Below are 22461 nucleotides of genomic sequence, written 5' to 3'. Positions count from 1 at the left end.
ACGCCTTCTCAAATTAGGAGGTCGAAATAATCCATGAATTTATTGGGGTCCTGCTCAAGACCCTTGGTCTTGCGCCTGGTGTGCGTCAGCCTGTCGATCGTTGATGTCGTCGAATCCGTCACCATTGGGTCGATAAGCTCGTTGGGGTCGTGGTCGATCGTGATGGGTGCGCGCGAAGGACGGCGGTCAGGCGCGATCGATTGCGTCGAGCCATTGCTCAGCGCGCCCTGCGACTTTCGCATCTCGCAGCGATAGTCGTAGTCGACGATCCCCATCGAGAAGGAGAAGGTGAAGATCGCAACCCCCTCCATGCTCCCGGTGCCGCCGGTCATGCCAAGCCTGACGTAGAGCGAGGCGGCGAAATGGAAGATCCAGATGGATGCGGCCCCCCCGGCATAGAATGTTCCGTAGAGATCCGTAATGCGCTTGCCGTTCGACAGCGTCATCGTGCGGATGTAGATGCCGGTATCGATGAAGCCCTGGCCGACAAGTGGCCCTGCCTGGAACGCTCCCCCGCCCCCGAAGGCAAGCGACATCTCAAAGCCCTTGACCCCATCCACATTGGCGGTCACCGCAAGGAACCCACCGCCTGCGTAAGGTGAAGCGGCGATGCGGAAGAGCGAAGTCGGGCGGCCGAGCGATATCTCGAACAGGGCCTCGCTGCCATCGAACGGTAGAATGACGGCCGTGTTCAACGAAATATTGGAGAACGAAACGTTGCCGAGCATGATGATGGGGAGGCTGATGCCGTATCCGGCCTTGATGCCCGGCACGCCGCGCGCCGGCTCGATGAAGAAGCCGCTGCCATCCTTGTTGGGCTTCAGCCAGGCTTGCAGTTCCTCGATGAACTTCAAGGCAGGCCCGATCTTGAAGTCTCGGTAGAAGACGTCGAACTTCGCCGACCCGCCGCCGTCGAAGGAAAACTCCGCGCCTTCGAAGGAGAGGGTCAAGGCATCGATGAAGCCTCCGACAAGCTTGATGTCGAATGCGTCGATTCGACCGCGGGCCGTCATTTTGGTCTCGAACTTCAACAGGTCGATGGTCGCGGCCATCTCCAGGGAAAAACGACCCCCCCGCTTCGGTTGGAAAATCTCGGCAATCGGGTTCGCGGGAAGATCCTTGAACGCAAAGTCCAGCTGGTATTTCAAGGTGCGCTTGAGAGGAACAAGCTCGGCGATACGTTCTTCGATTTCCTCCCGCAGTGCTCCAACGTCGATAAGCGTCAGCAAGTCGCCGCGCTCGAGATCCCTCGCCACTGCCCGGATCTGGCGGCCGAGCTTTTGTAGCGCCGCTCTGTCTTCGCCATAATTCTCGAGGTAGCTCCGCAACTTCTCTCGCGCGCTTGCGTCCGACAGGGGATGACCGGTGACTTGAACTTCGCTCAGGAGTTCCTGCTCCCGACGCAGGTCGTCGAAGGGCTCCGGTTTAACACCGAGCTGGATCGGCCCGACGACGATCGCCTGCTTGATCTTCAGGAAAGCCCCCGCCCCCAACGCAAACTCTCCATAAACCTTGTCGCGATTGTCCGTGAGCTCTCGATGAAGCGAGTGGATCTTGTCAACGAGCCCTGCAGCCCATGGATCGGCGATGGCTAGTACCTTGCGCTGGTTGTCTTCAAGCTTGCTGGCCTCGGCCGTCAAAATGTCCTTGAGTTGCTGCAGGGCATATTGCTCAGCATTCGCCCGCACTTTTTCGGCGCGCGCCTGGAGCATCCCGGGCAATCCCCGCGCGCGGGATGCAAGCCGAGAACCATCGATCGTCACCTGGCTTGCGGATCGGGCAATCTTTAGAAGCTTCTCGTCGAGGCGTAGCTCGACGATGATCGGCTGGAGGATCTCGACCAGCTGTGCGAGTGCCGTGCTCTCGGCCAGGGAGGCAACGGCCGTGGCCAACTGGTTGATCCCGCCCGTTCCGGCCGCGAGACTCCGGCCTAGATCATCGATGCTCCCTGCAAGTTCGCTGCGCTCGGGATCGAACAGCGCAAGGTAGCGGGCTTCGCGGATCTGCGCGGCGAGGACGGGAAGTTGGCCAGTGAGGTTGGACGACGGGTCCGCGAGGCTCGCAGCCGAAGCCGCGACCCACTTGACGCACCGCAGGGTCCATTTGGCCAGTTCCGCTTCGCTTTGATCCGCGAAGTCCTTGACGGCCTGCGCTCTGGCCTCCAGCCTCGTTCCCTTCAGCGCGTCGGCAAGGGCGCCGGCAAGTACAGCCAGCCCGATCAATCCCGCCTGGCGAGAAAGCGATGCGACCAGGCTCTTGGCATCTCGGATAAAAGCGGCAAACAATGTCTTTTCTATCGACGCCACCCGTCGAACTTCGTGGCCGAAAGCTGTGACCAGGCCCACGATCCTTTGATTGTCCGGCGCGACGGTCGCGAGTTCGTCGTCGATCGCCTTCAGCAGCGTTTCGAGGCCATCCCCAGTATTTTCCGCGTGGTGGCGAAGCAGGATCGTGGTTTGGAATATGCCTTGCGTGGCGCGAATGGAATCCGCCAAATTATTACATGTCTTGACCAGTTCCATTTTTGTGAGATCAGGCACCTGGGTTGGAATGCCGTCTCGCACTTCGGCGATTTTTGTGAGAGCAGCGGCGCTCTGGACGATTATCCGGGCGAAGTCTGCCATTGGATCGCCGCTCGACGACTCGATGATCTCGGCGGATTTTTGCAGGTCGCCTGCCAAGGCGAAGGCGCCTGCCCCGCCGGGAAGCCTCGGAATCGCTCCGCCGAGAAATGCCTGGACACGGGTCCGGGCGCCACCGGCCCACGGCCTTATCGCCTTGGCCATATTGCCCGCAACGAGCCTGGATACGCTGGCGAGGTCAGTCCCCATCCAGTCGCCGGCGATGCGCACGACTTCCCGCCGGACATGTATTTCGTCCCGGCTGTCAAGCAGACGCTTTATGGTTTCGAACATCCCGGTCAGGCGCCGTTTGGAAGCGATGACCAGCTCGACGGCTTCGGAATGGCTCGCAAGAAGATCGCTGCTCTCGGCCTGAACGGCCTTCAGCAGCCTTTCGATTTCAACTCCATATGCGTCCAGCCATGCGAGAAGCTCCGTCTTCAATTCATCCGACAGGCTCGATTTCTTGAGTTCTGCGCGTGCCTCATCCAGTTGCGTTTTTGCGCTTTGATAGACAGCTTCGCATATCCTGATGACAGCTGCCTTGGCTTTCGACGGATCGGCTTGCACCGCTCTTAACTGATCACGGACCGTCGCTTTGATCGATCCACCGTCGAGACGACCGAGGATCGGGCGCAGGTTATCGACTAGGACGGCGGCTGCATTGGCGTCGGATATCGCGTTCGCAGTCCTGTCAATGATTTCAAGTGGCAGCGGCAACCCGAGAAACGCCAGGAATGCATCGGTACCGTCTTGAAAGAGGTCATCGACCAGCGTGAACACTTGTTCAGTCAGCGTCGCCTTGACCGCATCCGCCCAGATGCGTACCTGGGACACGACGACATTGACGAGCCTGCTGACGTCAGCTGTGAAAGCGTCAATGCGCCGGCGTATCTCCGCCTCGACACGCTCGATGGGATTCGAGGCGATCACCGCGAGTTGCCGCCCCAAGCTCTTTCCGGCTTCGTGGACTTCGGCAAGCATCGCCAGGGCGAGCACCGGGTCTTCGTTGGCGATTGCGCGATCCAGCGCCTCGTCAAGAGACGCCAGGCCGGCATCGATCTCAGGATAGATCGTCTTGACGGACAAAGGCCCCGTCGCAAGGCTGCCTGTGTCGAGGCCACGTTGTTTCTCGCGCAGCCTCCTGTCAAGATCTGCCCATTGCTCCCGAACGCGCCGCGTCAGTTCCCGCAGCGGCACCAGTATCTCGCGACGCACCAGGTCAAGGCCATCGCGTGCACCGCTCTGGAGGCTTGCAAGAGCCTCGGTACCAAATTCAACCGCCTCCTTGAGGACGGGCAGTGCATCGGTCGCGCCCGAAATATCAAGGAAGTCGATGAGATCCCTGAGCTTGATGACCCCCAGAAGCTTGGCGTCGTCAGCGAAGAAGTCCTTGTAGGTCGTGCTGGCCGCCGTGCTGCCCTCACCGGCCTTGGTGAGCGTGGTGGTTCCCATCGAAAAATGCTCGGCGAGCGAGAACATCTCCTCAGCAGGCTGTCGCGGATCCGAGGGCGTCAAGGCTACGAACAATTTTGTCGAAAAGCCCGGCCGAAGCGAATAACTCGGCTCAGTCCCACCAAGCGGACCAGATTTCCTTCCCAACGCAGCAATCAACGCATTCGGTTGCGCGAGTGCACCCGCCTGCTCTCCCTTAGCGCCCATTCCCAGACGAGGTGGAGCGTGATCGGCGATGCAAAGAAAGACCTCCGCCGGGTTCTGTACGGCCGAAGACGTTGTGGATTGATCCACGGCAAAGCCGTTTCGGACGTAGTGGCCATCGTACTTCACCCGGACACTTCGACCTGTCTCTCCGGTCAACGTCTCGACTTGCTCGATGCGAATGTGGGCAGCGCCCATGATCGGGTAGAATGGTGGTTGAGATGCCGATTCCAGCGCCTGGATATTACCGTACTCGGTATTATCCTGCGACCACGAGACACTCCCATCTCCCGCGTAGCGCGCCTCGGCCCGCAAGACGATCGTGTCAGTGGCAAAGGTCGTGTCACCACTCACCTTCGACGGCGCGAACTCAAGCGTCTGCCCGCCCATCTGGACCTTGCAGCGTGCATCCTCGTCGCCGACGGCGCGGGTTGCGCTTGAGAACTGGTTGTAGTGGTCCACGACCGTCTTGACCGACCCGTCATATTGGGTCGTAGCCTTATCGACGAACATGAGCGGAAGGCTCGTGGGTCGCCCATCGATCTCCAGGTCGAAAGACACCAGCCCAGAGTCAGATAGGGACGTTTTGGGCCAGAAGGCAAGTCCAGACCCGGAAAACTTGATGCGTCCGTTCAGCTCCACGTCTCCCGGTCCAGCGTTAGACGCAATGCCGGTCGTCGAGATCATCGGATCGACGATATCGGGGGTCGTCTTGGTGATAAGCTTAACTGTTCGCCCACACCACCGTCTTCCTTCATTTGGATGGCCGACTGCCGGATAGACCTTGTCGGGATCGGAAACACGAATGAACATCCGCTGCCTCAACGGAGCCTTTATTTCTCCGGACTTGCTTCGGTGGAATACACGCTCGGTTACCTTCACCAAGGATGCCTTGTGTCCGAACGGAAAGAGAAAGCCCGAATAGACGACGGTGGCGATGATATCCCGGCCGAGGACCGTCTTGTGTTGCCAGCGCTCTATCGACAGGCCATCGAAAAAAGCCTTGCCGCTGATCGATCCGCGCGCCGGTGCCGGCGGCACGAAGATCGTGTCATGATCAAGCGATCCGCCAAGTGCGGTGAGCGTCAGTTCGTTCAGGTCGAGGGTCTTCGGGACATAGACAGCCTGTTCACCGGTACCGTCTACGAGCACAAATTCTGGATTAGGCTTGAACTGGCTGCCGCCGGCCGCGTTGCCCGCGGGCAGCACCGGAAGGCCGTATGTCGAGGATAGCAATACCAGTTCATGCCGGTCGTAGGCGTCGAGAGAACTGCGAAAGAACCTGACGTCATCGGGCAGTTTCGAACGAATGTCGAACTGGGCGCAAATCCACCCTACCAAACCGGTTCGCGGTGTTCCGCCCTGTTCCTCTTGCTTGCAAACCTGGGCCTGCATTCCGCCCTCCCACTGGTCCCGGCCGAGGGTCCAGGGCGCGTATTTCCCACGGGGCGGCGACGCCTCACCAGGAATACGATCTGTTTCGTTTCCGACCGGATATTCGGAGCGGGAGAGGGCACCAGGCCGGAAATCCGGTGAATCAACGACACGGACGCCGGGCTTCAGCCCACGTAGCCCGTCTGTTGTCATCAGTCGAGCCGACCATAGGGGCTCGGCCGTGAACTCCGAACGTGGCATCTGCCCTGGGGCCTGCCTCTGGGCCACCGGCGATGGCGCCTTGCAAGCGCCGGCACCTGTAGGCCTGCGAGGGGATGGACGGCGCCTTTTGGTGCTCCATACGGCGTCCTGGGCCGTGGAAAGGATCACTCTCGACGGGATTTCGATGTGCGTTTCGAAAGGCGCCGGCGTTTCATTGACGGAGGCCTGGATCTCACGCATGCGCTGCGAGGCGGTCTGGTGCGGAGCTTCGGAAATGCCTTGGAACACCAGCATCTTGTTCAAGTCCAGATCCCCGGCGCGGTCAGCGACCGGCGGCAGTTCGCCGCCTGCGGTCGGCGAGTAGATGTTTCGAGCTCGACGGGTTACGGCAGGTTCATGGTGTGACCAATCCGTGAGCGCCTCAAAGGTAAATGGAAAAGCACTGAAGGACGTCCCGAGGCCCCCGGGCGCCTTGGGCGACGAGCCCGATGCGGCCGGGAGGCAGTTTGTCTCCGGATCATCCTGGGCAGATGGCGTGCAATTGATGTGGAAGGCGAGAAACGTGGGACCGGAATGTCGCGCTTTTGCAAGCTCGGGTATCTCTTCCTGGCCCGACAGCCGATCGATCATCAACTTCACGGCCTTATCCTTGGTCGCCTTGTCGAATCTATCTCCGGTGCCGAATTTGCCGTCCTTGGGACGGTTGCCGTCCATGAGCCATTCAAGCGGTGCGCCGCTCCCCTTCTGGTCGAGAACCGTATCGCGCCAGCAGTCGCGCCACAGCCTGTAGACCGGAAGTTCGTTTTCGATCTCCCGCTCGCGCCGAAGAGCCTCCGTCAGGTCGGGTGCATCCGGGTTTCCGCCCGTTCCCGAGTATTTCCTCGACAAAAGATCAGATGCGTCCTTTTCAATGGCAGCCGGCGCCGCGGCAAGCGCCTGGGAAAGAACCTTGTCGCGTTCTCGCCTGGCGATATCCATGCCGTCGGGATCCAACCCCAATGGGCCGATGTAGACCTTTTGGTCCCGCGGCAGAACCGTTGCCACTGCGCCGAACAATCCGGCGAAGTGTTCGAAGGTCAGCGGGCTCGGCGTCGATGCGCCAAGGCGGCTGGCGACCTCCATGGCAATCTTGCGGGCCTGTACCTCAATCCGGAAATTTCTTCGGCCTTCTTCGTCGGGAATGACGTCTAGCCGGGCGAGCACGGCTGCCGCGCTCTCCATGAATTTGGGCGGCGTCTTTACTCCCGGGTCGCCGCGCTCCAGAAAGGTCGGTGCATCCGGCAAGGGCGGCGGCTCCAACTGGAAGAATGCTTCCTCCATCACGTGTTGCGGCGCGAATTCGACCGACAGGATGGGCCGGTTGTCGATCACTGTGCCGTCGACGGCCGACCTCACGCCGCAATCATCTGCGCGCGGCTTGATCTGTCTCTGGTAGCCGAGGCCGGTCGACGTGAAATCCAGGCGCATGTCGGCAAATCGGAACGTGAGATCGACCAGGTCACGGTCACCTCGCGCCTTGAGGGCTGCCCTCAGCAGATCGAAGCGGGCCACGGGGAGACCCGCTGCCGCAGGCCCGAGCCAGATGAATGCTGGCGGTTCGGCCAATGCCTGTTCGTAGAAGGGGACCCCTGGTTTCGCGGTTAGCGATACGCCGTCAGTAAAGGCAAGGCGCAGGAGCGTTGGATCGAACTGCAATTGGCTGTCCTGGACGTCCGGCAGCGCGGCGTCGAGGCCAACGAGGTGCAGGTCTGCTGAAAACCTCCGAACAACCGAAGGGCGGCCGTCGCCAGCAGCGTAGAGGGTGTTTTGCAAGACGCCGGATCGATCGCCCAGCGCGGCCGAGATGATCTTACCGATTCTCGTCCGCAAGCTGTCCTTTGTTTCCGCCCCGGGTTTTTCGGCAGGTACCTGTCGGTAGCGAACGCGGCCGATCCGCGTATTGACTTCGCCGATCGAGTCATCGCCCGGATCCGGATCGACAAAGTCCTTGGGCCTGGTCTTATGCAGCAAACCCGCATCTCCCCAGAATGCAGTGCGTCTTGGCGTGCCTTTAGATGAGAGGCTGAGGGTTTGGCTGATCGTGGCCTCATGGAACGGCAGCGTCGCGAAGCTTGCAATGGGCGCCGATGCTGCCGGTCTGTCCGTCGTGATTTGCCCGGCGACCGGTTGGATCCACGCAACCGCCGCGGCCTGCGGGCCAGATTGTGAAGGATCGCGGCTTGAGAAGGCCGCAAGCTTGCGGGTCCTGCCGATGAGCGTGAAGTTAGCGCCCTCTCCGCCTGAATCCGCATGGATCGTAAGCGGGAGTTCCTTGCTCGTACCAAGCGGCAGCGGCTCCATCTTGACCACCTCGGCAGTGGCGAGAAAGAGCGCCTCGGTACTTGCCCGAGCCTCCGCGGTCGAGGCGCTAATTGATTCTTGCTGCCATCCGAAGGTAAGGTCGCCAAGGCGGACCTTTCCGTCAAATGTCGACAGCAACCCATTGACGTGCCAATTCATGGCGCCGTCGAGTGCAACCGTCGAGATGCCCGCATCGCAGCGGATCAATCCATCGGCCAGCAATTCGAAAGTCTTGTTGATGCGGGCCGGCGTCAGTGTCATCGAAAGGCGTGCCGCGCCGTCAGCCTTGGCCATCTCGCTGAGCGGCTGGCCGTCCTTTGCGGCCACGTGGTATTGCTTGCGCCCACCTCGTTCGCTGTGCCAGACATCGGTGATCATCCCGACGCGCCAGTGCCTGCCGCCCTGATCAGACTCGTAGAAGCGCAGGATCACCGTGCCGCCGGCAAGTTCGCCATAGGAAACGTCGCGAACCGCCAATGCGTGAGCCGCCTCCAGGTCCTTGTCGATGAGCGTGCGCGGTTCCAGATCGAAAAACGCGTTCTTGCCGAATGCGGAGGCATGTAGCTCCCATGCCTGCCATTGGCGGGAAAGGTCCGCCGACTTACTCCCCTCCGCCGCACCGGCATCATTAGACTCGAAGGCTGGCCGTGCGACGCGAACAACGCGAACAGTGGCTTCGTCAGGCGAGAGGTCGAAAATCAGGTCGGTGTCGCTGTCCGGTGCCTCCGCTGCAAGAGCTTCCTGTGCAACGGGCAGCGAAGCAACACCCAGCAAGAAGCCACGGCGTGAGATCTCAAGCCCTTGACGATTGTCCATGCCCCCTCCTGTGGTCTACGCGCGCGCAAAAGCACGCACCTTCGGCGAAGAGCGGAAATCCGGCCCTGCCAAGCGCAAGTGAGAAGTCTGATTGCAACAAATCCAGTGATGACGTCCGCAACCCCCAATACATGCGAACGTTCCGCCATACTCGTCTAGCAATTCGCAAACGTCAACGCGGCAACAAGGGGAAATAGAAAAATATATTTGGGACAAGCTATACATGCTAGTTTAGAATTCGAACTTGCTGTTCATATGGCGTGTTCGATTGGCGCGCGCTTCAAAAGAATAATCGCCTGACGAGTTGACTGATAGACACAGCGTCGCTGCTTAGGAATGATGCTTCCGGATAACAGCAGAAAAGACGTTGAAATCGCATTCAGAAGTAGAGGTATTACCGGTGCTGAAAAGAGATATTGGTAAAGTGCTATTGGGGGCGCTGCTCTTCACGGGGGCTTACTTTCCTGCCATAGCAGCGGATGTGACAATCCGCATCGTCGGCACTTCTGGTGGAACGGCCTCAGTCTTCTTAGATGGCGACAGCAAAAGATGGGCCGGAACTAATGATAATCCTGGGGATCTACTAAAAGCACGAAGTGGTTCCTATAAAGCCGGGACCAACGTCGTTCCTGGCTTCGCTGTCAAGGGCACTGGTCTTCTCGTCGGCGTTGATGGTAGGGAGGTAGAAGCCTTCCTTTACAACCTCATTCCCGCGGAGGCACACGCCGGGGCCACTGGCGACGTCCACCTGCTCGGAATGACCACGACGGGAAAATGGACCGTTCGTTAAAATGAAGCAAGACTTAGCGCGTTGCATACAGGTCGGCTGGCTGCTGTGCCAGACTAATTCCAAACTCCGCCGTGCCGTGCATCGCTACGCTTCCATCGCCAGGACGAAGGCCTGCTGTTCAGCCGCCGCTGTAACTCGGCTGGTGTTCATCCGGCGAAGGCGGCGGTGCTCATAATTTCGGTTCGTGTGCCATGATCCACTCGATCATGTCCGCATGAAATTTTCAGGCAACTCGTTCAACTCTGTTACCGGCTGCCAAGCCTTCGCCTATAGTCCTGCGACTATTCGTATGTGAACGATAGGCTAAATATGAATGCAGATAAGAAACATGGCGCCGAAAGCATGCGCATAGAACTCGACATGCTTCGCGCAGTAATCGGTCATCTCGCCCCTGAACGCCGGGAGCCGACGCCACGTAGGAGAATCGAAATCGATAAGGATCAAGGACCGGGCGCGGACGAGATCATTGCGGCAACGTCTGCGTTAGCAGATTCGACAGCCGACCCCTACGTCGACGCCGCAGTCATGTTGAAACTGCTTGATGCAATCGAGTCGCTCGGCAGACACGGGATGCAGATCGACACGCTCCGCGGCCGGGTGACGGCCCATGTCGAGCGACGTTGGCCATACTTCGCCGAACCGCTCGTCAATCGTGCATTCGATAGCTACCAACCATCATTTATTTTCAGCGTGTTTCCCAAACTCCGGTCCGAAGGTGCCCTCTTCGCGCGACTCGCGGCCTCCATTGCCACTCGGCAGCACTACACATTTCAGCTCGAGAGGGTCCTCGACGAACTCACGCCGGATGCGATCTCGGTGGCACGAACGCTTGTGGCGGCGCTTGTTGAACGCGGCAACCGCGATAAGGAGGACCTTGTTCTTGCAACGTCTCTGTTCTGCACTCTTGGGCGCGGCATAGGCTGGACCGCCTGGGTGTCATTGCAAGCGATCCTGCATGTGCGGCCCGACTATGCTGGTCTCCATGCAACCTTTGAACGAGGGGGCGATCGTTCAAAGGATTCTCAAGCGGATATCGACCACCGTCTTGAGATGGCGCAGGCAATCGAGGCGCAGACTAAAGTACGCGACGTTGCGAGTTTGGTGCTTGAACTGGTTGGGCAGGGCGCAGGATGGCGCGACCACGGTCTCCTAAGCCGCCCAGCGGAAACCCGTGCGGCATATGTGGACAAGCTACGTGCAACGATCGGGGAGGATCCGCAACTGCGGCAGGCGGTCGTCGAAGCTTTGCTGTGGTCTGGTGAAGGTCGAGCAGCAGATCTCGCCCAGTTCGCTGCTGTCGCTCTCACACGGCCCGAAGATCGCGCCGCGCTTCTCGAGCTTGAACAGCATCCCGTCCGCCTAGTTCAGTACGCGGCCCGCGCGGTAAGAGCCGCGAAGCTTGGCGAGCAACTTGGCATCGGAGTTCTTCCCGCCAACGGGAGCTTCGCGCAAGCTCTCGTCACGCTTGACAGCGGCGTCGCACCTACCGACGAGCCTGCGCGCACTTGGCTCGGCGATCGCGCCGTGGAACGTCTGATCGAACAGACGATCGCACGCGTAGAAGCCAGGGTTGCTCAAGAATATATAAGTCACGGCGATGAAGGTGAGGATCGACTGCTTTCCTCGCTGTTCCGCGAGCTTGCACTCCGCTTCACCGACCTTGATCATGCGCTTGAGGCATTGGCTCGCGCTGCCGCCGCACCGCATCGCGCCTCGGTCACCATGGAATACCGCAACGTTGACCGCGCCGAAGAGGGTGCAAAAGGCATCCGGAAGGTGAAAAGCTTTTCAGCCGATTTGTGCCTGATCGTGGACCCTATTATCGACGGCATCTCACTCGGTCGGCGCGTGACGCTCGTTCAAGCCAAACGCCTCTACCGAAACAAGAAGGCCCGTAAGCAGCCGGCTTGGTCTGACTCGTTCAAGATTGACCGCGACCAGCGTATTCACCTGCAAGAGCAGACGCACGCAAGCGTGTATTTCTTCCATGGGCCACCGGCTGGCGGTCGCGGCGTTCCGGTGATCCCCACCCATTTGGTTGCCGATCTGTCCGAACACAGAGGATCGGGGACAACGCTCTCTCGAGATGTGGTTGCCGTAGCCTCCCGCTCACTGGCAGACTGGCTTACATATGACGCGCTCGCACTCCGCGTTGGCGATCCCTATACGGAGCTTGTCAAGCGAGCGGGAGGCGCGCCTGGTTCGCTGCCTCGCCCGCTGCTCGGCGTGCCAACGATGGAGATCCAAGTCGCTTTGAGGCCGCGCAGCGAACTCCGCTGACATGAAAGATCATCTACATTTCAAGAAGTGAGATTATGGATGGTCACGCGATACGGTAACTGGAACGATATTCTCGTTTTGCCAGAAGAGTTGATCGCATTTGCATGGTCGGCGCCGATGCGCGATCTCGCCGGAGAGCTTGATATTTCGGATGTTGGGCTGCGGAAGCAGCTATCCAATTATGGCGTTCCTTTGCCACCGCAAGGCTACTGGAACAAAGTGCATGCCGGAAAACCACTGAACCGCCCCAGATTTGCCGTTACGGATACCAAGCCGTTGATCACATGATGGCCGCGCAAGAATAGAGGTGTGCAAAGCTGCCCTCCCCTGCCTTAGACTAACTGGGTTGGAAAAACGTATGCTGGTGTCAGGGCAAAAACAACAGGGTGGCTGCGACGGCAATAACGCCCAAGAAGGTTGGGAGGTAGAATACACTAATTGACCAGCTCAAGAGCGTCCGGAGAAAGGTGGCTCCTTTCACGTTTGCAACGGAAAGCCGAAAATCTGGGGCTACCGTAACCGGTTCGCTCCTAACCTGTTCATAGAGCGTCCTATAACGCTGCTCAAGCCTCAAGTATTGTGCATCCAAGATGGCAAAAATCATGACTGGAACAATGGCCAAGAGGGCCATGTAAGGGCGATGCAATGTGGTCGCCAAACCACACACTGCAGTCACCAGCGTGATGCAATAGTTTTTATGGGCGCTGTTACTGTTGGCAAGGCGCGCAATCACGGATTGGATCATTTCAAGGTGCTTTATTTTCGCATCAGTAAATACTTTTTCCATGAAAACCCAATAAACTTCAACGCTAAACATCTTCCTCTGGTAAGAAACATAGCGGTAGTGCATTGTAAAGACAACATATTCACTACCGGCAGTCTGGCGCTGCCAGCGCAAAGAAAGTCTGGGATGTCTCACAGGAAGCGGCTGTTCATATCGCATGCAAAGGAAGACAAAACTCTTATTGCGCCGCTAATGGAGGAACTCGTATCGCACGGATTCGAGCTCTGGTTGGATCGCACGTACGAGGAGACATTACCCTGGCCGGAATCCCACCCAATTCGAAAGCACGTGACGAGCCTGAGATTCGGAAAGGTCTGGCATCTGGAGCTCGGAAAAGCACTTAACGATGCCGATGCTTTGGTCGTCTTTTGGTCAAAACGATCCGTCGATCAGGCCAAAAAGCCTATCATCTTGATGGAGGTCGCGGTTCATCTATTTCGAGGCACAGCGTTCCAAGTTTATATTGACGATGCTGAACCGCCGCAGGATGTCCGAAGCGCGCATCAGTTTGCCAGGCTATCGGAAAAAGGTTCGTTCGAGGCCCTCATTCGAGAGTTAATCTTGAGCACGAGCAAAGAACTGCCTCTTGCCAATGAAGCGGGGCTGAGTTTCGATAAAAACGACGTCCGCGCCTATTGGGAAATCCTTCAATACACGGCTGGAGGCGAAAAATGCCAACTCCCGACTGCAACGTGCATCCCCGTGAGTGGGTCGGATAGTGCCTTTTGGATTTCCCGTCACGCGGAAAACATTAAGGCGGGGGAGTTGAAATCCCTGCTGGAAAAAACAGCTCACCTTCGGGACTCAATTCTTCACCTCAACCAATGCAAAGCGGCCTTCACACCGGGCAACATAGATTGGGGCAAAAATCATCCGTTCGGCCTCGAATGGTCCGCTGGAGACGGCGTCTACTGCAGAACCGACCAAGGTCCGCGCATCCTCAGACATGGGTCAGATATGCTGGAACCGATACTGCAGGACAGTTCTGCTTCACTTTGGATCAACAGGGCTAGGTAGAATGCACCCAGACGATATCTCCCCCGAGCTTGAGACCAACAAGATTCTAGCCGAATCTGCTGAGGTCATCAAGGAAACCCAGAGCCAGGCCGCATCGCAGGCCCACCCGATCGAACAGGGTGATGAACCCGGTGTGCCGGCATTTTTCCTCGATGACATGATCAAGCCGATGGAGGTGCCGGTTAGACCTCTCGGCGAGATATTGGTGCATGACGACCTTACAAGGTACCTGCTGGCTATAAAGGACGCCAGACTTGGCTGGGAAGACAAAAATTGCGTCCCTAAGCGGATCTGGACGACGGACGCCCGCTTCATAAGGATGATGCTCGGCGCGTCAGATCAAGAGTGGTCCCTTATCGATCATGTGACGCTTAGCAGGGAACGTCTGGAGCAGGCGACGGCTGAAGAAATAGGTAGAAAGATCAGAGACGTCCACGGGCCGTCGCTGGTCGAAATTGACATCGTGCAGTTGGGTGAGCCACTTGCCGACGCACTCTGGCGCGAATTGGAGGGGTGGCACGGGCAGACGATTCTTGCAATTGTCGCGAGTTCTAAGCAAGTCGGTAGGCGCGCGTCGATCGAACGAATCGATGAGCTAGGAGTGTTGCAGGCACTTATCGATGTTGAAGGTCTATCCGGCGGCTCGACCGAAGAGAAAAACTTTCGTGAACAGGCGAGCCTCAAAAATTGGGATAGCACCTCGACCAGCGTGCTCGATTTTATCTTGACCGACGGAACTCAGTTTGAAGCGTTCTTCGAAGCCTTCCTCGAAGAGCCCGCAGCAAATATATCTCCAAGTCGAGCCGCGGGGCAGAAACTTGCTAAGGAAGCACTGCTCGATCCAGACGGCATACTGCTTCCGGTGGCATTCGCATTAAGCCAGATTGAGAAGATTCCCAGGACGACATTTCGCTATTTGTGCGAAGGTTTTTCCGCGCGACGGGCGACGACAGACGGCCCCAAGATGCGTGTCGGCACTGTTTTGTTGACGCAGTTGACCGCGAGCGCGCGCGACTATCCAAGCGGCAGCTACGTGCAGGTTGCTGGCGACGGCCGACGATTAGGCATGGCAGAGACATTCCGCCAGGGCTTCATGGAAGCAGAGGAACTCTTTAAAGAAATCGTTGAAATCCTTGTCCAGAGCGGCGTCGAAGAAGGCTTTGAATTCGAGGCCGGCCGCCTATTCGCAAAAGCCACTCTCTTCCCACTCCATCGAACCGATCCTGCCGCTTTAGCGACTGGGCTCGAGGCGTGTTTAGTCGCGGTTCTTCGCAATAAAGAAACGTTAGGTGATCGTGAGATCGCCTTCCGGTCAGTCACCGCTATAAATGGCTTCATGCACGAACTTGCCGAAGCGGACTTGCCCGAAAGCCCCCGCTTCCCGCAGTTGATCGGCCAGATCCGCTTCAAGCAGTTGAGCGACATCGAAGACATCGAGAGGGCTATCTGGATATCAGGTAGCGCGCTTGCGCAGCTTGTCGTATCTCACGGCTACAGCCTGGCCGATATAATCGAGATTGATCATCTCCACACATTTCCCTGCTTTCGCGGGTTTTTCGAAACTCTTGCCGAGGTCCTGCCGGACCCATACCACGTGATTGCCCTGGGGCTCGAATTTCTCCAGCAGTATCGTGCAACAAACACCGTCGGATTGCTTGTTGCTGGAATGCACCTTTTCCAGATCGGAAGCTTTGCCTATTGGCACGCGAAGTTGATCGGGGAAGCAAGCGCCATGGCAGACTGGAACGCGTCCGTTTTAAATCTCAGACCGGACGATCTGTCGCTAATCATGTCGACGGGCCCATATTTTGAGCCGCCCTTTCCGGCAATAACGACATGGATACAGACAAGCGTGCCCACGTCACTCGAGCGCAAGATTAGCCGGAGATATCAAGTGCACGTGTTAGACGTCCGTAGGGCACGCCTCGTTTCTCCAATGGTGGTTGCCGTATCTGAGCTGTTACTGTCCGGGCAAGACGATCGAGTTTTCCTTACCGCTCTTTACGCCTGGGCACGGGCACACGGCGCACCGAACAGTGCTCCGAACGTGCGGTATATCTCAACTTGGTTGAAAACCACTCCCCTTGGGATTTCGCTTCAAACCATGCATGCCGCGCTGGAGCCCTTTGCCAGGATGAACCGCGGCCTTTGTTTAGCAACGCTAATCGACATTTCCAGTAGCCGGGAAAACGCTTCGATAAAACTGAAGGACCTGAGTCGCCCCGGAGCGTGTCGGCTGGAGAGGCTCGAATTCAGGGAGGGAGTCGAGGACGTCAAACGACTGCTCCATTCGGTCGTACAACTTTATGACGCTGCTAAGACCAGCGTTACGAAAAGCAGGATCGACAAGCTCGTCAACTCGAGCAGAATACTAAGGGATCGCTTGTCGGTAATCCTGAAGGGTGCGTATTGAAGCGCTGTCCGAGGTTATATTCGCCAGCGCTATTTGAATAACCGTCGCCAGACAGATTGCTTCGGCATCGCCTCTGGTTGAAGGCCTTCGATTGGTAGTGCGTCGTCAGGAACATCCGTTTTGTGTTCTGCTACATGGCGGTCTTGAACCTCTGCGGCTCGGCGACGGCGTGACTCTGGGTTATGCGACATCGCCGGCACTTGCACCTCAACCCGGCTGCGCTGACTTTGCATCGCTTCGAGAAGCGAAGTAATTTTTGCGAGGGCCTCGGTTGTGCTTTCCAACGCTGCCGATGTGCGGCTGATATCCTTTGCAACCGAATCGTTGTTTTGATCGACGAGAACCGCAATCTGACGCCTCAGTTTTTCGGGATCCAAGGTATCGATGTAAGCTTTGAAGGTGTCGCCAAGCTTCCTTTGATCTTCCAATATAGAGTTGACGGCGCCGTCGAACGAGTTGCGCACTGAAACCAATTCTTGGAGACCCGACCCGATCGCGTCCGTCAGCCTATTCAGGCGATCATTTGCGACGCGCGTCGCTTCCGTCGAGTTCCCTACTGCGTTCGAAATTTCAGAGAGTTGCGTTATGAAAAACTTGTCCTGAGGCAATCTGCGGCCAAGATCAAAGACTGCCTGCACAAGAACAGAGAACGCCAGGAGTGTCTGGATATAACGGCGGCGGACGATCTGTGCCAAAAGAATGATCGTGATCGATGCGAGAAGGCCTGCAATGGAAGTACCGAATGCAAGGCTGAGACTCCCGAGCATGTCATCGACAATGGCATTTCCATTCGACAAACTGGTTCCACTGCCGAACTTTGCAACGCTGAAGCCCCAGCCAAGACCAACAAACGTGAAGAAAACCCCACCCTGTAGGCAGATCCGCTGCGCTGAAGCCAGTCGCGAAAGATCTTGAGATAGCGTCTCTCGGTAGCTGGACAGAATTGTGGTGGTTGGTTCAAAACGGCCAGAAAGGGATTTCTGGATGAGTTCGTTAAACAACTCACTCGCTTCGGGAGGCCCCCCGGAAAAATCACCACCGAATAAGCTTACAAAGTCGTCACGCGTCGCTGATCCCTTGGCCGAAATCGCCACAATGTCGTCGGTCTTGCCCACGGCAGCATTGCTGGCATTAGCGATTTTCAAAGCATAGGCGCGCTCGCGATCCAATCGACGCAACGCCAAGATCGCCGACCCGAACATGAAGAATGGGATGACATGAAGTATACCGGCAGAAACAATGCGGATCCAATCTTCCCAACTGTCCACCATGCTATGCGGCACGATGAAAGGCCATTTCAATTGTTCGCCAGGAAAAAACGTGAGGGTAGGAACAACAGCGACGAGAGCACCGACGTAAAGCACGAAAACGACTGGCAACCACCAAGATCCACTTGCACCGGTTGCAACCGCGCGAATATTTGACATTCTCAGTTTCTGCCTTGTCTCAAGATTCTGTGGATCTGCTTTGGTTTTCGCTGTCCTCGCTGCTTATCTCTAGAGGCGGCTGCGAAGCAGGGATTTGACCCGGGCGAGATGGTGCAATGGTCAAAAGCCCCTGACGGTCAAGAAACGCCTTCGCTGCGGCGTGAACGTTCTGATCGTCGGCGATATACTGGAGATAGGGGTAGAGATTGTCGCGTAGCCCCTCAAACGTCTCTTGCGCTCCCAACTCGCCTTCCAGAAGTTTGCCCTGTACCGCCAAGAGCTTGCCAAGGCGCTCCTCGGCCATTGCAATTTTCCGCTCCGATTCCCCGTCATCGATCGCGTCTATCAAAACGGCATTTTGAAGTACCTGGCGTTTTAAATCCCGTCGTGCATCTTCTAGCTCCCCGCTCATGTTGTTGCCGTCGTCGACAAGCACCGTGATTTGACCAGGAGGGATCTCAACGACCAGACCATGATACGTCTCTATCCGCTCCATCAGAACTGTTGCAAGAAAACCATCAAGCCGCGTTGTCCTTAAGTTCTCACGATAATAGTAGTTTGCGGGGATTCGGCGGAGAACCGCCACGCAGCAATCTTCAACGGTCTTTTTCACAGCTTCGATATGAGCGGCGAGATCCTTTTTCAGCGAGTGGTCAATGAAGATCTCTTTATAGCGCGCAATGCTCGAAAGCCCGTCGACCCTCATTCGGACGTCAAACTTTACAGGGTAGGTGGTGCCCCGGGAATCCTTCACTGGTTCCCCATATTGCAGTTCGTACCGCTCATTCGTGAGTAGTGACAACCGTTCGAGTGCAGGATTGGTTTCAAGCCTGAAAGTCATGCCACGGCTGTTTGAAACCACGGCGAAACCAACGCCAAGATCGGACAGATTTGCTTCAATCGCTTCTCCAAGGCGAAGTCTCAAAGCGTCGCTTATTTTAAGCTCCGTTTGTGAGGCGAAATCGAAAAACTCCCCAGCTGTCGTCGTCCTAGTCACGTCCTGAACCGCCACCTTCATACGATCCCTGATTATGTCGATGCTTTGGACACCGCTTTGCACGCTACTCAACAACGCGAGTGGATCAACAACTTTGAGCAAGACGGAAAGGCCCAATCTGGCGAACCCACGGTTTAGCCCGAGTGGGAAATCCTGAATATCTAGGGTTACGCTACTGCCACCCTTAACGACGAAAGCATCAGCAAAAGGTTTCCCGTCAAGAACGACTTCACTTAACTTCCATCCGTAGGGCAGCAAGTGCTTGTTGGCATTCTCTCTGACTTTTTCAGCCATCTCCAAGACATCAACTCGGTTCAGAAGAATATCCAGTGCATATTGGTCGCCGCTCTGCTTTGCGACACGGGTGAGCGCAGCTTGCAACTCCGTTGACGCGACGGGCGCCATATCGCGCACGGCCGCGTCGTTCCTTTTAAGCCGCTCCCAAGTTGCCGCGTCGGTCAACTGAACACCGGCGGAATAGCTCACCTCCGTATCGCGGCCTAGTAACGAGAGACGGAACTTGCCGTTCACCGACACTGCCCGGTTTGTACGCTCCTCGGGGCTGTTTATGACGATAGGCCCGACGATCTGCCGGCCAAACTGTGCGGTTTTCGCGTTTATGAATTGGCGCGTCTCGGCGCGGATCTGATCCGAATTAAAGCGCCATTGCTGCAAAGGGTATCTTCTCTCAAGATAATCCCTCAATTCAGCGTGGAGCTTTTCCACAATGACTTGAGACGGAGCGCTCGAGGTATAGTAATCAGTATCGCGCGCGGGATTTCGCTCGAGCGAGAAACTAATATCGATGGAAAGCGGATCTGCGTCTGTTTCGACGATCATTGAGCGTTTGAATTGAACAGCAGTTACACCCGGATCAGCCGGTTCAGCGATGGTTGATGTCAGGGTAAGCCCAATCTCACTCAGCTTCGGTGCAAGCCTGTCATAGAGATCTGCGGCTCCATCTTCCCCACACAAAGCGAGAAGGGAGGCAAAGCGGTTTCCACCTCTCGCTGCCTCGTTGAATGCTGCGTCAACCTGGCTGTTCAACGCCTGAAGCCAAGACGTCCTTGCAGAGGCAATTGCTGCTCGTTCGGCCGCGTCCGGGCCGTCGATTACGGCGTGCACTGAAACGTCAATACGCATTGAGCGATCGTCACCGGCTGCGCTGTAGTCTCGGCGCAGTCGGCTTGTCGCCTCCACACCTGCCCGCACGTATCGCTTGTAGCGAGCGCTCATCAACCCCGAGAAACCTGATACAGAGCGGCCTTTTCTATCCAACCGTATTGAAACAGGAATTACAGAGGGTTCTTTGATTTCAACATCCGAGATCAGTTCTTCGAGCAGCAAGTCTTCGTCCCCCTATTGCAAATCCAAACTCGCCTTTCTATCGTGACAACATCAACGGTTGGTGGCAATATTGTTCGACGATGGCTCGCATTTAAACACATCATTTGATGACGAAACCGTCAACCCGTTCACCGATTTGATGCCGGCTCTTCTTGCTACGCTTCTGCTCATGCTCGTCGTCAGTAAGTTGTTCTTTGTCGAGGTTATGGGAGGCAATGTCGACCTCAGACGGGTCTGCGAGGCTAAGCAGCGCATCGTTGTGGCACTGGCGAAAAGTATGTCTTCCTCAACTGATCTTTCCAACGACCGCCCATGCAATGACGTTGAACTGACAATCGTTGGCCTTGGCAAAACAATCAGAATTACCAATGAGCCGACGTCGCAGCGCTTTTCTTTTGAGGGCGATACCATTTTTGAACAGAACAGAGCTGATCTCCTTCCGGGAGGGCAGGAGGTCCTAAGGAACTTTGGGTCCTCAATTGCGCCCATCCAAAATTCGTTTGAGGAGATCCAGATCCTAGGTCACACCGACAATGTCGGCAGTGAGAAGTTCAATCTTCAGCTCGGCGCTCAAAGAGCAATGACGGTCTTCGACTATATGGTCGGGCCCGTCGGCATCAACCCACTTTCAACACTCGTATCTGTCTCCAGCTTCGGGTTCTACAGCCCGGTGGCTCGCATGAGGGACGCCACATTTTCGTCAAATGATTTATACGTGGCCAACTCAGATGATCTCAAGCGACGCAACAACCGGCGAATTGAGATCCTGATTAAATACAAGTTTGGCAGGGCGGAGCATTAGTGTGACGGATCATTCTAATGCTGCATCCTTGGACCAGTTTGCCGTCGATCCAGCCTTGGCGAACCGGCGATCGCGATATTCGTTCGTCCGACGAGACATCATGCTCGATTTTCTCGGAAGGGCGGGCCATCATAAAACTGAACCGCGCCGGGTTTGCCGGAGGCCATTTCGGTTAAGTTATGCGGCCATGGCTGGTTCGTCCAGCATGGCGTAGTAGCGTTCCTCGGCTTCGGCTGCGTTCTCTCCAGCATGAACCGCGCCGGGTTTGCCGGAGGCCATTTCGGTTAAGTTATGCGGCCATGGCTGGTTCGTCCAGCATGGCGTAGTAGCGTTCCTCGGCTTCGGCTGGCGGTATGTTTCCGATGGGCTCCAGAAGGCGTCGGTGGTTGAACCAGTCGACCCATTCCAGGGTAGCGAACTCGACCGCTTCGAAGCTCCTCCATGGTCCACGTCGATGAATGACCTCGGCCTTGTAAAGACCGTTGATCGTTTCTGCGAGGGCGTTGTCGTAGCTGTCGCCGACGCTTCCGACAGATGGCTCTATACCGGCTTCTGCCAACCGCTCGGAATAGCGAATGGACACGTATTGAACGCCGCGATCCGAGTGATGCACAAGGCCACCGCCATGAGCAGGACGCCGATCATGAAGTGCCTGCTCCAGCGCATCGAGGACGAAGCTTGCGTGTGCCGTCCGGCTCGCCCGCCAGCCGACGATGCGACGAGCGAAGACGTCGATCACGAAGGCCACGTAGACGAAGCCCTGCCAAGTGGCGACATAGGTAAAATCCGAAACCCACAGCCTGTTCGGCGCAGGGGCTTTGAACTGGCGGTTCACGCGGTCAAGCGGGCTCGGAGCCGTCTTGTCCGAGAACGTCTTGCGGATAGGCTTTCCCCGAATAACACCTTGCAGGCTCATCGACCTCATAAGTCTGGCGACAGTGCAGCGGGCTACATCGAAGCCTTCACGCTTCAACTGCCGCCAGACCTTCCGAACGCCATAGACACGAAAGTTCTGCTCGAAGACACGGCGTATCTCGATCTTCAGGCTGACATCGCTGCGGGCGCGGATCGACAGGCGATCCACGTCCAGACGTTTGGCGACATTCTCGTAGTAGGTTGACGGGGCGATCGGCAGCAGTCTGCAGATCGGCTCGACCCCAAACACACCACGGTGTTCGTCGATGAACGAAATCATCGCTTGAAGGGGCGGTCGAGCTCCGCCATGGCGAAATAGGCCGAAGCTTTGCGCAAAATCTCGTTGGCCTGACGAAGCTCGCGGTTCTCCCGCTCGAGAGCCTTCATCTTCTCGGCGACATCGCTCGGCAGGCCTGTTCTTTTGCCACTATCGACCTCGGTCTTCTTGACCCATTCGTGCAGCGTGGCTGGCGAGCAGCCAATCTTGGCAGCGATAGATGAAACGGCAGCCCAGCGTGATGGATGCTCGACCTCGTGGTCCAGCACCATACGGATGGCACGCTGACGGACTTCAGGTGAAAACTTGTTCGTTGTCTTGCTCATGGTGGCTCCACTTTCTCAGAAGTTGGAGCCTCCGGCAAACCCGGCGCGGTTCAW

11 protein-coding genes and 1 other annotated feature are annotated in these 22461 nt (G+C 57.1%); of the genes, 6 read left to right on the top strand and 5 right to left on the bottom strand.

What is annotated here, in order from left to right:
• Window positions 1–8 precede the first annotated feature (8 nt).
• On the bottom strand, window positions 9–9032 hold the full coding sequence (locus tag ASG39_RS00050; protein WP_062591651.1) for a hypothetical protein: 9024 nt from the start codon (window positions 9030–9032) through the stop codon (window positions 9–11).
• Between the two features lie 367 nt (window positions 9033–9399).
• Here ASG39_RS00050 and ASG39_RS23580 point away from each other — a divergent pair, with 367 nt between their 5' ends.
• The 3 genes from ASG39_RS23580 to ASG39_RS22960 all read left to right on the top strand — a co-directional run bounded on the left by ASG39_RS23580 (window position 9400) and on the right by ASG39_RS22960 (window position 12390).
• A complete protein-coding gene (locus ASG39_RS23580; RefSeq protein WP_156467958.1) occupies window positions 9400–9822 on the top strand; it encodes a hypothetical protein in 423 nt (140 codons plus the stop codon).
• A gap of 309 nt (window positions 9823–10131) precedes the next feature.
• Window positions 10132–12102, top strand: a complete 1971-nt coding sequence (locus ASG39_RS00045; protein ID WP_062591649.1) for a hypothetical protein — start codon at window positions 10132–10134, stop codon at window positions 12100–12102.
• Between the two features lie 39 nt (window positions 12103–12141).
• Entirely contained in the window at window positions 12142–12390 is a 249-nt protein-coding gene (locus ASG39_RS22960; protein WP_244481086.1) for a hypothetical protein, read from the top strand.
• A gap of 79 nt (window positions 12391–12469) precedes the next feature.
• Here the strand turns inward: ASG39_RS22960 and ASG39_RS24050 are convergent, their stop codons facing one another.
• Complete coding sequence (locus ASG39_RS24050; protein ID WP_210168561.1) at window positions 12470–12952, bottom strand: hypothetical protein; 483 nt, start codon at window positions 12950–12952, stop codon at window positions 12470–12472.
• Window positions 12953–13012: 60 nt separating this feature from the next.
• On the opposite strand from ASG39_RS24050, the gene ASG39_RS00035 reads away from it, so the two are divergent.
• A complete protein-coding gene (locus tag ASG39_RS00035; RefSeq protein WP_062591646.1) occupies window positions 13013–13903 on the top strand; it encodes a toll/interleukin-1 receptor domain-containing protein in 891 nt (296 codons plus the stop codon).
• Between the two features lies 1 nt (window position 13904).
• Complete coding sequence (locus ASG39_RS00030; protein ID WP_062591644.1) at window positions 13905–16316, top strand: hypothetical protein; 2412 nt, start codon at window positions 13905–13907, stop codon at window positions 16314–16316.
• A gap of 29 nt (window positions 16317–16345) precedes the next feature.
• Here the strand turns inward: ASG39_RS00030 and ASG39_RS00025 are convergent, their stop codons facing one another.
• Complete coding sequence (locus ASG39_RS00025) at window positions 16346–17743, bottom strand: hypothetical protein (protein ID WP_156467956.1); 1398 nt, start codon at window positions 17741–17743, stop codon at window positions 16346–16348.
• Between the two features lie 19 nt (window positions 17744–17762).
• The gene (locus tag ASG39_RS00020; RefSeq protein WP_156467955.1) at window positions 17763–20087 is read right to left on the bottom strand and encodes a hypothetical protein; all 2325 of its coding nucleotides are present in this window, start codon (window positions 20085–20087) and stop codon (window positions 17763–17765) included.
• Between the two features lie 70 nt (window positions 20088–20157).
• Here ASG39_RS00020 and ASG39_RS00015 point away from each other — a divergent pair, with 70 nt between their 5' ends.
• Window positions 20158–20889 (top strand): OmpA family protein, encoded by a 732-nt coding sequence (locus ASG39_RS00015; protein WP_156467954.1) that lies wholly within the window; start codon window positions 20158–20160, stop codon window positions 20887–20889.
• A gap of 289 nt (window positions 20890–21178) precedes the next feature.
• Here the strand turns inward: ASG39_RS00015 and ASG39_RS00010 are convergent.
• Window positions 21179–22407, bottom strand: a protein-coding gene (locus ASG39_RS00010; RefSeq protein WP_156467953.1) for an IS3 family transposase whose coding sequence is annotated in 2 segments (ribosomal slippage) — window positions 21179–22113 and window positions 22113–22407 — 1230 coding nt in all. Because the reading frame shifts where the segments join, the coding sequence is not laid out codon by codon here.
• Window positions 22010–22126 (bottom strand) — a sequence feature (AL1L pseudoknot). Its footprint overlaps the gene before it by 117 nt.
• Window positions 22408–22461: the final 54 nt, after the last annotated feature.

Source organism: Rhizobium sp. Leaf371, from assembly GCF_001424045.1.
Lineage (GTDB): Bacteria > Pseudomonadota > Alphaproteobacteria > Rhizobiales > Rhizobiaceae > Ferranicluibacter.
Note: the sequence above shows the minus strand (reverse complement) of the source record. Positions and strands in the feature narration are given on the sequence as shown.